This is a genomic window from Pseudoflavitalea sp. G-6-1-2, assembly GCF_012927185.1.
In the GTDB taxonomy this organism is placed as follows: Bacteria; Bacteroidota; Bacteroidia; order Chitinophagales; family Chitinophagaceae; genus Pseudobacter.
The window spans coordinates 853,872-866,255 of sequence record NZ_JABBGB010000003.1 but is presented as its reverse complement, the minus strand read 5'-3'; the positions used below and the strand labels follow the sequence as shown (position 1 = coordinate 866,255).

Here is a 12,384-nt window from a genome sequence, read left to right as displayed (position 1 = left end):
TACACAAAAACAATAAAACCTCCGATCAACTATGGCAGTTGTTGACTTAATAATGCCTAAACTGGGTGAAAGTATTATGGAAGCCACCATCCTCAAATGGCATAAGCAACCCGGCGACCCGGTGAAAATGGATGAGACGATCCTGGAGATCGCTACCGACAAGGTAGACAGCGAAGTACCATCCACTGCCGAAGGTGTGATTGAAGCGATACTATTTAATGTGAACGATGTGGTGCCGATCGGAACGCCGATTGCGCGCATTCGTACGGGAGCTGCCGAGTCTGCTGCCCCTGCTGCTGCTCCGGTTACAGCGCCAGCTGCCACTGTTGCAGAAACTGCACCCGCTGCCGTTGCACAGGTAGAGACCAGCACTGCTGCCCGCCCTGTTGTAAACGGAACAGCCAATCGTTTTTACTCTCCGCTGGTACTGAATATCGCAGCCGGTGAAGGAGTAAGCATGAGCGAACTCGAAAACATCCCCGGTTCCGGCAACGAAGGCCGCGTAACCAAGAAAGATATTCTCGCTTATGTTGAAGGTCGCAAATCAGGAAAAACACCTGCTGTTGCTCCTTCTACAGTAACTGAAACACGCCCGGTTGCTGCTCAGCCTGCTTCGAAAGCCGATGTGATCAGCACACCAGCAACCACTTCAACGCCCGCTGCATCTTATGGCGGCAATGTGGAGATCATCGAGATGGACCGCATGCGCAAACTGATCGCAGATCACATGGTGCGCAGCAAACACACCAGTCCGCACGTAACCAGCTTCACCGAAGCAGACGTTACCAATATGGTGCTGTGGAGAGATCGCGTGAAAAAAGATTTCGAGAAGAGAGAAGGAGAAAAACTCACGTTCACTCCGCTGTTCGTAGAAGCGATTGTACGTTGCCTGAAGAAATATCCGCTGCTGAACTGCAGTCTGGATGGCAATAACATCATCATCAAGAAAGATATCAATATCGGTATGGCCACTGCCCTGCCTTCGGGAAACCTGATTGTTCCGGTGATCAAGAATGCAGATCAGCTGAACCTGGTAGGACTGAGCAAGCAGGTGAACGGACTGGCCAATTCAGCCCGCAACAATAAACTGAAACCAGATGATACGCAGGGCGGAACATTTACGCTCACGAATGTGGGAACATTCGGCAGTCTGATGGGAACACCGATCATCAATCAGCCACAGGTAGCGATACTCGCTGTTGGTGCGATCAAAAAACGCCCGGTAGTGATCGAGACAGAGCAGGGAGACAGCATTGCCATCAGGCATATGATGTATCTCAGCATGAGCTACGATCACAGAATTGTGGATGGAGCGCTTGGCGCCACGTTCCTGAATGCTGTGGCAAAAGAGCTGGAGCAATTCGATCCGGCGAGAACAGTATAGAAATGTTTGTGTTACTTGCTATAAGAGCTGCCTGCAAAGGCAGCTTTTTTTATGAGTAGCCGGCGTTATGCCAGCTTCCCAAAAATGCATAATTTGATGCGATGAAAACCAAGGCCTTATCCATTCTTTTATTGCTGGCGATCACTGGTTGCAAATCTGCGACAAGAGAACCTGTAACAATCATCTGTGATCCAGCTCCCGAACCGGTAGAAATTGTATCGCTGAAAGATGTTGAGCGGATCAAAAACCTCGATGGGAAATGGGTACAGCTTGAAGGATACCTGCATACCAATTTTGAAGATGTAGCTATTTATCCCGCACAGCATGCACCTTCCAAAGAAGCGATATGGTTAGGATGTGAATTCGGGAATATACCTTCTCAAAAACTGGATTCACTGCATGATAAGAAAGTGCAGATAATTGGCAGGCTTAATCTGAAAGACAAAGGGCATTGGGAATTTTACCTCGGTGCCCTCGATAGCATTAAATGCCTGAAAGTATTTTAGAAAATAAGTAATCTCATACGGATGTATAACACATTAGAAGAAAAGCGAACTGCACTCACCAATAACATTTTATCTCAGGCAAAAATACTTTCTCGCTGAGGCCGGAGAATTCTATCCATTCGGCGCTGCTATCAATATGCATCAGGAGTTAAGGCCTATCGGCTTTTTCACTGGAGAAGAATACCCGGATGCAAGTGAAGTGCTCAGACTGCTGGAAGAAAGAATCAGAAAAGGAATTCTCGATAAAGAGTATTCAATGGCAGCTATTGGTGTTGATGTAAATATTACTACAGAGTCTGAAGCAATGAAGAAATCGGCCGTACAGGTTAGAATTCTTGATGTCAATGGTATTACTGCCAGTGAGTATATCTATGAGTTACGCAACGGAGAGTATTTTTTTGAATAAACTAACTTGCCAAACTTATTTATTGGATAAAAACAGTACCCTTTTCTATATAAAGACAATCATATATCCAAGCCCTATTTGTAGATAAATGTTTACTTCACGTATGGTATTGTAAGATACATTTGCGGCTTATGAATCAAGCTGCCATAGAAAAATATCAAACGGTACTGAGTATACTAAAAGAGAAAATCAGAGAAGCTAGACGGCGAGCCACTGATACGGTAAATACCGAATTGTTGAAAATACATTGGGAGACAGGGAAGATTATTGCAGAACAGGAGATCAATGAAGGCTGGGGATCAAAGGTAATTGATAAGCTTTCAAAAGATCTGAAATCGGAATTCAATGATATGAAAGGCTTTTCGCCACGCAACCTGCGTTATATGCGTGATTTCTTTACAGCATATCCGGAATTCCCCGTTATTAATTATTCGGTTGGTCAGACAATTTTGCAAGTACCACTTGCAAAATTGAGTTGGTATCATCATATCACCTTGCTGGACAAGGTAAAAGATAGTAATGAACGCGCCTATTACATTTGTACAACAGCTGAAAGAGGGTGGAGCAGAAATGTAATGGTACATCAGATAGAAGCCAATCTATTTAAGAGACAGGGAAATTTACCTTCAAATTTTGCTACTGCTCTCCCGCCCGAAGAATCGGAACTTGTTCAGCAGATTTTCAAAGACCCCTATTTTTTTGAATTCATTTATCAGGGAGATGCATCCAGAGAAAAGGACCTCGAAGAAGCGCTGACAAAACAAATCACAAAATTCTTGCTGGAGCTGGGCCAATGGTTCGCCTTCCTTGGGCGGCAATATAAAGTGAACCTGAGGGATAGAGAGTTTTTCTATGACCTGCTCTTCTATCATACAAAACTCAAACGGTATGTAATAGTAGAGTTGAAAATCGGCGATTTTCAACCCGAACATATTGGCAAGATGGACTTCTATCTGAAGCTGGCAGATGATCTTTTGCGGGATAAAAATGATGGGAACAGTATTGGTTTGATACTATGCAAAACCAAGGATGGAGTTATTGCGGAATATGCTTTACGAGATTCCAAGCTTCCAATCGGAATAGCAGAATACAAGATAAATGAGTTGCTTCCGGAACATATCCAAAGAGAGCTTCCGGAACATATCCAAAGAGAGCTTCCCAGCATTGAAGAAATCGAACAAAATCTGGGGTTGGAAATTGAAGCGGTAGCCGATCCCATTGCACAAAGATTGGAAAAAGTGAAACAAAAACTGGCGGTCAGAAGTGCTGGAGAAATTGAAGCAGCCCTTGATTTTGCTGGCTGTTGTAAAATATTTGATAATAGTTTTAGACCATTGATGGAAAAACTCACAGCAACTCTAAAAGAATTCAACCCAAGCTTTGTTTCTCACAATTACAGTTGGTTCACAGGAACCAATACTGTCAATGATCTATCAACCCTCGAACAAAGGTGGAAAACAGAAAGTGCCTTTGATACATTCAGAGGAGTTCAATATTATTATCAGCTTAATGGATTCAAATTTGCAGGCACTGAAACCTTTGACATTAATATAACTCTTCACCTTGTAGTGGAAAAATACTGGTACGGCCTGAAGTTGGGCGGCTACAATAACAATGAGGTCTTTTACAAGAAATTGTGCAATCAATATCTTACTGAACCTGAAATAGAGGATATTTCAACCACCATTGCAGAGCAGATTCTGAGTGATATTGAGAAAAGTGCTGATGCTCGCCTGAATTAATAACTCACTCTCTCAAACACAATCTTCTTCCCGCCCTTTCTATAGTGAATGATAAACACCTGATCATACACCGATTCATCCAGATCGCCCTCCACCTTCTGCTCACCTGCCAATCCATTGGCAATATCATCGATGGTATTGCTATGCCCTACAATCAGTGTATTCTTTTTCAACTGCTTCAATTGATTGATAAACGCGCTATCGGGCTTCGGTCCATAGGTCTGTACTGTTAACCCCAGCAGCGCGCGCGTTGGCTCCACAGTAGACTTTGTTCGGATGGTATTGGTAGAATAAATGTACCTGATCCCTTTATCGTGCATCAGTTCTTTCAGTGCAATGGCGCGTTGTTCGCCGACCTTGCTGAGCGGAGGATCTTTAGGTGTATTCATCACGGTTCCTTCAGCAGGAACATTTTTTTCAGCATGCCTTACCACATAGTAAGTGTGTGAGCAGGACGACAAAACAAGTACAGCAGCAGTCAGCAATGTAACAATTCTCATGGTATGTATTTAATTCAGGGTTATTCTTCCTGAATTTAGCAAAACTGCGGCGGATTACGTATATAAAAAACAAAACATGCACGTATAACTATTTGATAATATCCGCGCATGTTACAAATGTGTTTATCAACCTTTATTACTTCCTATGCCAGATTTCAGTAAGGGCTTCTCCTTTGCCGATTTTACCGGCATTGGCCATCAATAAACCCTTCAAATCAGGTTGACCGGCCAGAAAAGAATCTGTTGCCGCCTTGTTCATCCAGGCAGCAGCCTGTTTTGCATCGGCTGATTTATACAGCAGCGCTGCATACACAGCCTGCGTGGAGAAATGCGGAAAGAAAGCATTCGCCTGCTTTGCCCAACCGATGGCTTTTGCAACAGCTGCTTTATTTTCTACATGGAAGAACACAGTTTCGGCAGCATCGCGCATATTGTAGGAAAGCTCGATAAGATCTCCTGCCTGCATCAAGCGTTTGGAGAATGTGAAATTTTCGTTGTTCACAGAATCTTCTTTGCCCGTAATAAATGGCTGCATGAACCTGTCGTATGCCGCCTTTGCAGAATCGCGCATCTTCTGAATATTCATTTTCAGCAATCCATTCTCCACATAATCATTGGAGGCTTTGATCAGTTTCTGTTCATCACCGAAGGATGCATAGAAATTCATCCACATTCTTTTCGAAGCTGCATCGGCGTTTTCATCCTTCATCAGATCCGCCAGTTTTCTGGCAGCGGTTACTGCAGCCGCAGCCTTTGCTTCGTTCTTTGCAGGGATCAATTGCTTCTTGAAATAATTGCCTATGCCGAACTGCAGCAACTGCAATGCATAGCCGGATTGCTCGCCTATTGCCGCATCTGTTTTTGCATGCGATGCTGTAATGTAGTTGTAGAACTTTCCTCCGGGAACATATTCGATATTGGTATCGTAATAGGCGATAACTGCCAACACCTCTTTACTCTCCAGTTCTGCCGTACTCAGCATCGGCATCAGCTCTTCAATAATAGCGGCGGAGGGCATTTTCACTACGGCTCTTTTTTTAAGATACCCCAACAGAAATTCTTTATCGCGTTTTCCTGATTCATATTCTGCGATCCATTTTGCCAGTGGTTTGGGAGAGTTCTGTTCTGCCAGTGCCACTGATGCTTCTTTCAGAAATGCAGTGGGTTCGTTGTATCCACCGAAACGATAGATCAGTTCACCATCTCCGTTAACGAAGAGATAGGTAGGATATGCTTTAACGTCGAAGGATTTTGCGATATCGATTCCCTCTCCTTTTTCTGCATCGAGTTTGTAATTGATGAAAGAGGCATTGAATTTCTCCCCTACATCTTTGCGGGGGAATACTTCGTTCACCATTTTTTTACAGGGACCGCACCAGCTGGTGTATACATCGATAAACACCAGTTTGTTTTCCTGCCTGGCTTTTGCCAGCACTGCCTTCCAGCTGCCATGTTCAAACTGTATTCCATCCTGCGCCAGCAATTGCAGCATGGAGAAACACAGCAGCAACAACCATACTATTTTTTTCATCTGTGAATGAGTTAAAACATTATTTGATCAGTGATTCGAGTTTCTGAGCCAGCTCTTCGCCGCGAAGATCTTTTGCAATGATCACCCCGTTGGGATCGATGAGCAGGTTCTGAGGAACAGCTTTTACGCCATACTCGATGGCTACGTCGTTCTTCCATCCTTTGAGATCGCTTACGTGGATCCATGGAAGTCCGTCGTCGGCAATGGCTTTTTTCCAGTTGGCCAATTTATCGTCGAGCGATACACCTACGATCTCGAAATTCTTTCCCTTCATCCGATTGTATGCCTTCAGTACATTGGGATTCTCTGCACGGCAAGGACCGCACCAGCTTGCCCAGAAATCGAGCAACACATATTTGCCTCTGAGTGAAGACAGCGTGAAAGGTTTGCCTTCTGTATTGTTTTGCGTAAAGTCGGCAGCTGTTCTTCCTACTGCAGATTTTCTGGCGATGCTAAGCCGCTCTGCCAGCTCTTTTCCGGCTGCTGAACTGCGAAGGCGATCGCTCAGGTGGTTGAACTGGGGCTCAAAAGTTTCTACATCGATCATTGCTGATCTGCTTTCCAGCATATCGAGGCTTACATAAGAATCCGGATGATCTTCGTAGAATTTTTCCTCCACTTTGTTCATCTCTAATCTGATGGCGCGCAATTGCGGAAAGAGCTCATCTCTTTCTTTCTCAGTTTTCAGCTTCTGCATTTTCTCACTCAATGGACGCATTTTATCTTCCAATGGCTTCAGTTGCTGCTGCAGCAATGCGAGGTCTTTTTGCGTGCTGCCACCGGTGATGATCGCCTTCTTAATTTTGGCGCCTTTTACAGTGATGGTTCCTTTTTCGAGAAAGAACTCCTGCAGGTCGCGGTTCATGTATTTCTCTATGGTCATAGGCCCATCGTCTTTCATGGGTGCCGCCAGCAGCGTGGCTCTGGTAGGATTAGCAACTGATCCTTTCAGCTCGAACACACCATTTCTGGCGATGGTGGAATCTTTTGTTCCGTCTCCCCCATCTCTGTATTCGAGAAATATTTTGGTGTTCCCTTTCCATCCTGCCATCTTTCCTTTGATGGTGAATTTCTCCTGGGCATGGAGCTGGCTGAATGCTGCGGCGCAGAGCGACAGCATAACAAGTTTCTGTTTCATGACGTGTATTTGTTTATGGATTGTTTTGCATTCCCGGATTCTGTGTAATGATCAGCTGCGGAAGCCGCATCACCAGCCTTTCGGGTCTGAGTGTAAATGAGCTGGCATTTCCAGCTTCGTCGAATAATGTGTGCGTGTATTTTACGGTGTTTTTGTAATCGGGATCTACAGACAGTCTGCGCATATCGAACCAACGGTATCCCTGCATGGCAAACTCTCTGATCCTCTCTTCGAGAATGAATTTCACCAGCGATATTTTGTTGGTAGCGATATTTGCCGGGATGGCAACATCCTGCGCAGGCATTCTGTTTTTGCGAAGTGTTTCAGTAGTGGTCACTGCTCCGCTGAGATCGTTGTTGCGGGCTTTGCATTCTGCCAGCAGGAGATAGATATCGGGAACCGTGATGCCGAACTGTGCACTGATGGGACCCATTTTTCTGAGTGCTCCGCCTTTGTAATCGTCTCCACTGGGAAATGGTTGTGTTGAATAGAAATTCAATCTCAGATCCGATGGTTTGTACAAGGCCACCGCCTGCGGATGTAGCACCAGTTCGGAGTTGGTGAACGTCCAGTTGTTCATGAATTGCTTGGCAAACAGGTTCTCTTTGATATTCGGAGCAGTAGGATAATTCGGACCGAAAAAGCCAACCGGCATAAACTCGCCATTGGGCCCAAACGTAACATTGTAATCATATAACTGAACGGATATCTCTGCATTGGCAATACCCGTCAAAGCTGCGGCCAGCAATGGTTCTGCGGCATCGAACTTACCCATGAACATCCATACTTTTCCGAGCAGGGCTTCTCCGGTGGCTTTGGACATTCTGAGCCGGTGTGTTGTTTTAGCAGGCAGTTGCGGAATGGCCGCCTGAAGATCGCTCACAATAAAATCATATACTTCTTTCACACTCGCGCGCGTGAATTTGCTCTCCGTAACATCTGCCACAGTAATGATGGGATAACCCGGATCACTGGCAGCAGTTGCCGCATCGTATGGCTTGCCATAGTAGTTGATCAGTGAGAAGTAGGTCCATGCCCTGCTTGCCAGCGCCTCTGCTTTGATGGATTTTTTTTGCTCTTCCGAACCACCGGTAGCATCATCGATCTCATGGATTATTTTGTTGTAGGTATACAGGTTCTCCATGAAAACCTTCATCTCGGTAGCGATCTCTGTTGGCTGATAGATCACATCATCCCAACGAAAGAGTCTTTGCGTGCGGAGATCTGCTCCTGCAAAATATGGTGCAGCAGCTGCTACTTCATCGCCCATGATAACCTGCGCAAGACCGCTGCCGGCGCTCATGTTCAGCAGGTCGAGATTACTCAGCAGCAGATTGTAATCCGATACTGTTGATGCAATGAGTTTTCCCTTCGGCGTGATCTCCAGAAAATCTTTTTTGCAGGAAGTGATCGTGGCAGCAACCACAACGCATGCGACGATCTTATGTATGTTTCTGAACATTGTTTCGGTTTTAGAAGTGAATGGATCAGAATCTGACGTTCAGTCCAACTGTTACAGATCCCTGATTTACCGGCACAGATCTTACGCCCCAGGCAGCATTGTGGAACTCCGGATCGATGCCGTCTTTGTTTCCTTTCCAGAGCATGATGTTGGAGAGCTGAACCCGCAGCGTAATATCATCCGTTTTTATTCTGCGGATCAGTTGTTGCGGCAGACTGTAGGCCAGTGTGATATCCCTGATCTTGATGTAGGAGGCACTCACAACATTTTTGTTGGCCTTTCTGAAATACTCGATGTCGCGTCTGCTCATGGCTTCCGAAGAATTCGGATCATAAGAAGGAATATCCGTGATGGCTTCATCACCGGCTTTCTTCCAGCGATTGAGGAATATGGGGCTGAAGTTGCCTCCTGTGAAACCGCTGTTGCTGCTCAGGCTCAGTACATTTCCATGATCTACCCAACCTGCATAGATCCAGTTGACAGCATAGAAAGGATCCACATCGCGGCGCATCACATGCCCCAGATTGTACACAGCATTTACAGAAAGTCTGATGGCTTTGTACGAAACAGAATTGCTGAGGCCACCACTCCATATCGGCTGGAATGTGCCTGCGTATTGAATATCGTCGAGGCTGGCAACATTTCTTTCTTTGGTTAATTTATCGCCTGCATAGATCTGCGGATCGCCCATAACATCGAGACCTGCGTACTTGTAGGCAAATACAGCGAAGGCTGCATAACCCGTCATGTAAGACTCCATCACTTTCTGATCGCCGGTGGTGATCGGCGCTACACTGTTCAGGCGTGTGATCTCATTTTTGTTGTAGGCCATGGTGAAAATGGTATTCCATTTCCAGTCTTTTGAACGGATGTTGCAGGAGTTGAGACTCAACTCGATTCCTCTGTTCTGCATATCGCCGAAGTTTCCGATGATGGAGGCATAACCGGTATATCCGTTCACGGCCAGATCGCCGATGAGGTTTTCAGTTTTCTTACTGTACAGGTCAACCGAACCGGTGAGGGTGTTGTTGAAGATGCCGAAATCGAATCCGACATTGATGGTCTGCGTGCTTTCCCATGTGAGTTTATCGTTGCCGGGAGTAGTGATGCGCAGACCAACACCGCCGGGCAGAAAATTGCTGCTCTGTGCGCTGAGGATATCGTAGGACGATGCAGTGCCTGGCGCAGGAGAGTTTCCTGTGATGCCGTAGGTAGCGCGCAATGCCAGCATATCGAGCCAGCTTTGGTCCTGCATGAAGGCTTCGTCGCTGATGGTCCATTTTCCGCCAACGCTCCATACAGAGCGGTTCTGCGCAGATTTCTGCAATCCGAAGAGATTGCTTTTATCGATACGCCAGCTGGCGTTGAGCGCATATTTTCTGTCGAATGTGTAAGCAAGGTTTGCATACCAGCTGGTGAATCGGGTTTGTATTTCCGATTTGCGGAATGCATCATTGGTGAGTACGCTTCTGCCGATGTTGTTGGCGATCACAGGTGAAGGCACGCCTTGTGATCCCAGTTTCAGATAGTCTACTGAGCCGTAGGTTTGCAGCAGTTCGTTGTATCCGCGCACAAGGCTTCGGGTGGAGATGGAGAGCGCCTCCTGCGCTTCCTGTCCGGCCATCATTATCAACTGATGTTTCCTGTTCTGCCAGCCCTGATCGTAGATGAGCTGATTGCGAACCGTGTAGTTTCGCTGAGATGCTTCCGAAGCCGTGTACCTGCTGCCATTGATAGGAAGATAGTACACAGGTGTCGAGCCCGGAGCACCTGCGCTGGTGAACTGTACTATTTCAGTTCTCACACCATAGTTGCTGAGGTCTTCGAGAAAAGTGGTTTTGTTTGCGCCTCGCACATAGCCGTAAACACCTTCGAACCGCAGTCCGTCCAGCAGCTTCGCTGTAACCCCTCCGGTAATTCTGGCGAGCAGTGCATTGCTTTCTGTTTTTGCTCTGCCCACTTCATCGAGCGGATTGTAATCGAGATCGATGCGGCTTCTTGCCTGATTGGATATGCGTACAGAATCGCTGAGCATACCCATGTACGGCACACTCAGATTTTTTCCGTTGCCATCTCTGAATAACTGATAAGGATAAAAACGGTTGTCTATTGCAGGATTGTTCTTCGCTGACGTTACAGTGTTGGTAAGATCTGTGATGAGAAAGAAATTGATATGTCTGTTGAAACGCAGATCCTGACGAAGATTGATCTTATAGGCATTGTTCTTTTCACCGGGACGGTTGGATTGTGTGTTGGTATAGGCAACAGATCCGTAGAACGAATGCACTCTGCCTCCTCCTGAAACGGACAATGTATGATTCATCAGCAGAGCATTGCGATACCAGAGATCTTTGATCTGGCCTCTGTTGTCGAGGCTGGCCAGACTATCGAGACTTTTGTTGGCCTGCGCCTCGGTGATCAATCCTCTGTACCGGTTGTACATGATCACCTGATGCGGCGCTACGCCGGTTCTTCCATTGTCGGAATCGCCTGTGAGGCTGTTCCATGGATTCAGTTCCGGAGCGAACATTTCTTTGGATGTTTCGATGAACTGGCGGCTGTTCATGGTGGGGATGTAACCGAGATCGGGCTTGCCCTGAAAGTTCACGAAAGCATCGTACTGAATGCGGAGTTTATCGTTCTCTCCGGCTTTTTTTGTTTCTATCACAATCACTCCGTTGGAAGCTCTGGCGCCCCAGATGGAAGCAGCAGTGGCATCTTTGAGAACAGTAATATCTGCAACGTCCTGCGGATTAATGGAAGATACATCGTCCATGGGAATACCATCCACCACATACAAAGGACTTCTGTTGGTGCCTGCATAACCGCCTTCACCGTCGGGTATGCCGATGGTGGAGAGACCGCGTATCAGCAGTGGGTTTTGTCTGGCGCCGGGAGCATTGTTGATGGTGAGCCCTGGTACAAGGCCATCGAGTCTTTGCAGGATATTCATGGTGCCCGATCTGTCGCGCAGCACTTTCATATCAGGTTTAGAGTAAGAGCCCGCACTGCGTTCTTTGGAGATTGTCTGATAACCGGTGTTGATGCTGATGCTCACTTCGGTGAGTGCAGTGATCTTTGTTTTGAGCCGCACAATGGCAAAGTCACGATTGCCTTTGATCTCCAGCTCATACACTTCGATATTTACGCCGGAGAAAACAATGATGCATTGCTCTTTTACATTCCTCAGCCAGAAAATGCCATCGGCATCCGTAGTGGTGGCTGTTTTGGTTCCCTTTACGGTAACGGTAACATTATCGATGGGTTCACCGGATTCGTTCACCACTTTTCCCCTGATATCGATCAGTGTGGGAAACAATTGCAGAATGGGCTGCGGTTCTTTCTTCGGCGCCACCACAATGGTTTTGCCTTCGATGGTAAAACTGAGCGGCTGTTCTTTGAAACAGAGTTCCAGAAACTGTTTCAGCGGCATGTTATGCGCCTCGGCAGTTACCTGTTTTGCCTGTTTTAAAGCATTGTAATTGTAAAATACCACGTAGCCTGTTTGCCGTTCGATCACCGGAAAGAGTTTTTCCAGCGGAACATTTTTTCCGGACCACGTAACCTGTTGCGAGAAGCTTTTGGCAGCAACCTGGCATACAAGTACAGTAAGCAGAAGGGCAGTTAATCTCATACCTAACCAGATAGTTTTGGCAGGGGCAGCGCGCATGCAGAAAAAGCGCCGTTCCCTGGAATTCAGGAAATGCATAATTTG

The 12,384-nt window shown here is 46.4% G+C and carries 9 protein-coding genes; 4 read left to right on the top strand and 5 right to left on the bottom strand.

Annotated features, from left to right (window positions below):
* Positions 1 to 31 precede the first annotated feature (31 nt).
* The 4 genes from HHL16_RS20850 to HHL16_RS20835 all read left to right on the top strand — a co-directional run bounded on the left by HHL16_RS20850 (position 32) and on the right by HHL16_RS20835 (position 4,038).
* Entirely contained in the window at positions 32 to 1,384 is a 1,353-nt protein-coding gene (locus HHL16_RS20850; protein WP_169427270.1) for a dihydrolipoamide acetyltransferase family protein, read from the top strand.
* A gap of 101 nt (positions 1,385 to 1,485) precedes the next feature.
* Positions 1,486 to 1,890, top strand: a complete 405-nt coding sequence (locus HHL16_RS20845) for a hypothetical protein (RefSeq protein WP_169427269.1) — start codon at positions 1,486 to 1,488, stop codon at positions 1,888 to 1,890.
* A gap of 136 nt (positions 1,891 to 2,026) precedes the next feature.
* Positions 2,027 to 2,296 (top strand): hypothetical protein, encoded by a 270-nt coding sequence (locus tag HHL16_RS20840; protein ID WP_169427268.1) that lies wholly within the window; start codon positions 2,027 to 2,029, stop codon positions 2,294 to 2,296.
* Positions 2,297 to 2,427: 131 nt separating this feature from the next.
* Positions 2,428 to 4,038, top strand: a complete 1,611-nt coding sequence (locus HHL16_RS20835) for a PDDEXK nuclease domain-containing protein (RefSeq protein ID WP_169427267.1) — start codon at positions 2,428 to 2,430, stop codon at positions 4,036 to 4,038.
* On the opposite strand, the gene HHL16_RS20830 is transcribed toward HHL16_RS20835, so the two are convergent.
* From HHL16_RS20830 to HHL16_RS20810, 5 genes are all read right to left on the bottom strand, one after another.
* Positions 4,035 to 4,538 (bottom strand): histidine phosphatase family protein, encoded by a 504-nt coding sequence (locus HHL16_RS20830; protein ID WP_169427266.1) that lies wholly within the window; start codon positions 4,536 to 4,538, stop codon positions 4,035 to 4,037. The two genes, HHL16_RS20835 and HHL16_RS20830, sit on opposite strands and share 4 nt — an antisense overlap.
* 136 nt (positions 4,539 to 4,674) lie before the next feature.
* Positions 4,675 to 6,069 carry a thioredoxin family protein gene (locus HHL16_RS20825; protein ID WP_169427265.1) on the bottom strand — a complete coding sequence of 465 codons (1,395 nt, stop codon included), beginning with the start codon at positions 6,067 to 6,069 and terminating at the stop codon, positions 4,675 to 4,677.
* Positions 6,070 to 6,088: 19 nt separating this feature from the next.
* Entirely contained in the window at positions 6,089 to 7,207 is a 1,119-nt protein-coding gene (locus tag HHL16_RS20820) for a TlpA disulfide reductase family protein (RefSeq protein ID WP_169427264.1), read from the bottom strand.
* Positions 7,208 to 7,220: 13 nt separating this feature from the next.
* Positions 7,221 to 8,669, bottom strand: a complete 1,449-nt coding sequence (locus HHL16_RS20815) for a RagB/SusD family nutrient uptake outer membrane protein (RefSeq protein ID WP_169427263.1) — start codon at positions 8,667 to 8,669, stop codon at positions 7,221 to 7,223.
* A 25-nt stretch (positions 8,670 to 8,694) separates the two neighbouring features.
* A complete protein-coding gene (locus HHL16_RS20810) occupies positions 8,695 to 12,303 on the bottom strand; it encodes a SusC/RagA family TonB-linked outer membrane protein (RefSeq protein ID WP_169427262.1) in 3,609 nt (1,202 codons plus the stop codon).
* Positions 12,304 to 12,384 lie beyond the last annotated feature (81 nt).

Excerpts from the sequence above, each read along its gene's own strand:
- HHL16_RS20840 (WP_169427268.1), top strand. The coding sequence starts at position 2,027 with ATGCATCAGGAGTTAAGGCCTATCGGCTTTTTCACTGGAGAAGAATAC.
- HHL16_RS20830 (WP_169427266.1), bottom strand. The coding sequence starts at position 4,538 with ATGAGAATTGTTACATTGCTGACTGCTGCTGTACTTGTTTTGTCGTCC.
- HHL16_RS20810 (WP_169427262.1), bottom strand. The coding sequence starts at position 12,303 with ATGAGATTAACTGCCCTTCTGCTTACTGTACTTGTATGCCAGGTTGCT.
- HHL16_RS20815 (WP_169427263.1), bottom strand. The coding sequence starts at position 8,669 with ATGTTCAGAAACATACATAAGATCGTCGCATGCGTTGTGGTTGCTGCC.
- HHL16_RS20820 (WP_169427264.1), bottom strand. The coding sequence starts at position 7,207 with ATGAAACAGAAACTTGTTATGCTGTCGCTCTGCGCCGCAGCATTCAGC.
- HHL16_RS20835 (WP_169427267.1), top strand. The coding sequence starts at position 2,428 with ATGAATCAAGCTGCCATAGAAAAATATCAAACGGTACTGAGTATACTA.
- HHL16_RS20825 (WP_169427265.1), bottom strand. The coding sequence starts at position 6,069 with ATGAAAAAAATAGTATGGTTGTTGCTGCTGTGTTTCTCCATGCTGCAA.
- HHL16_RS20845 (WP_169427269.1), top strand. The coding sequence starts at position 1,486 with ATGAAAACCAAGGCCTTATCCATTCTTTTATTGCTGGCGATCACTGGT.
- HHL16_RS20850 (WP_169427270.1), top strand. The coding sequence starts at position 32 with ATGGCAGTTGTTGACTTAATAATGCCTAAACTGGGTGAAAGTATTATG.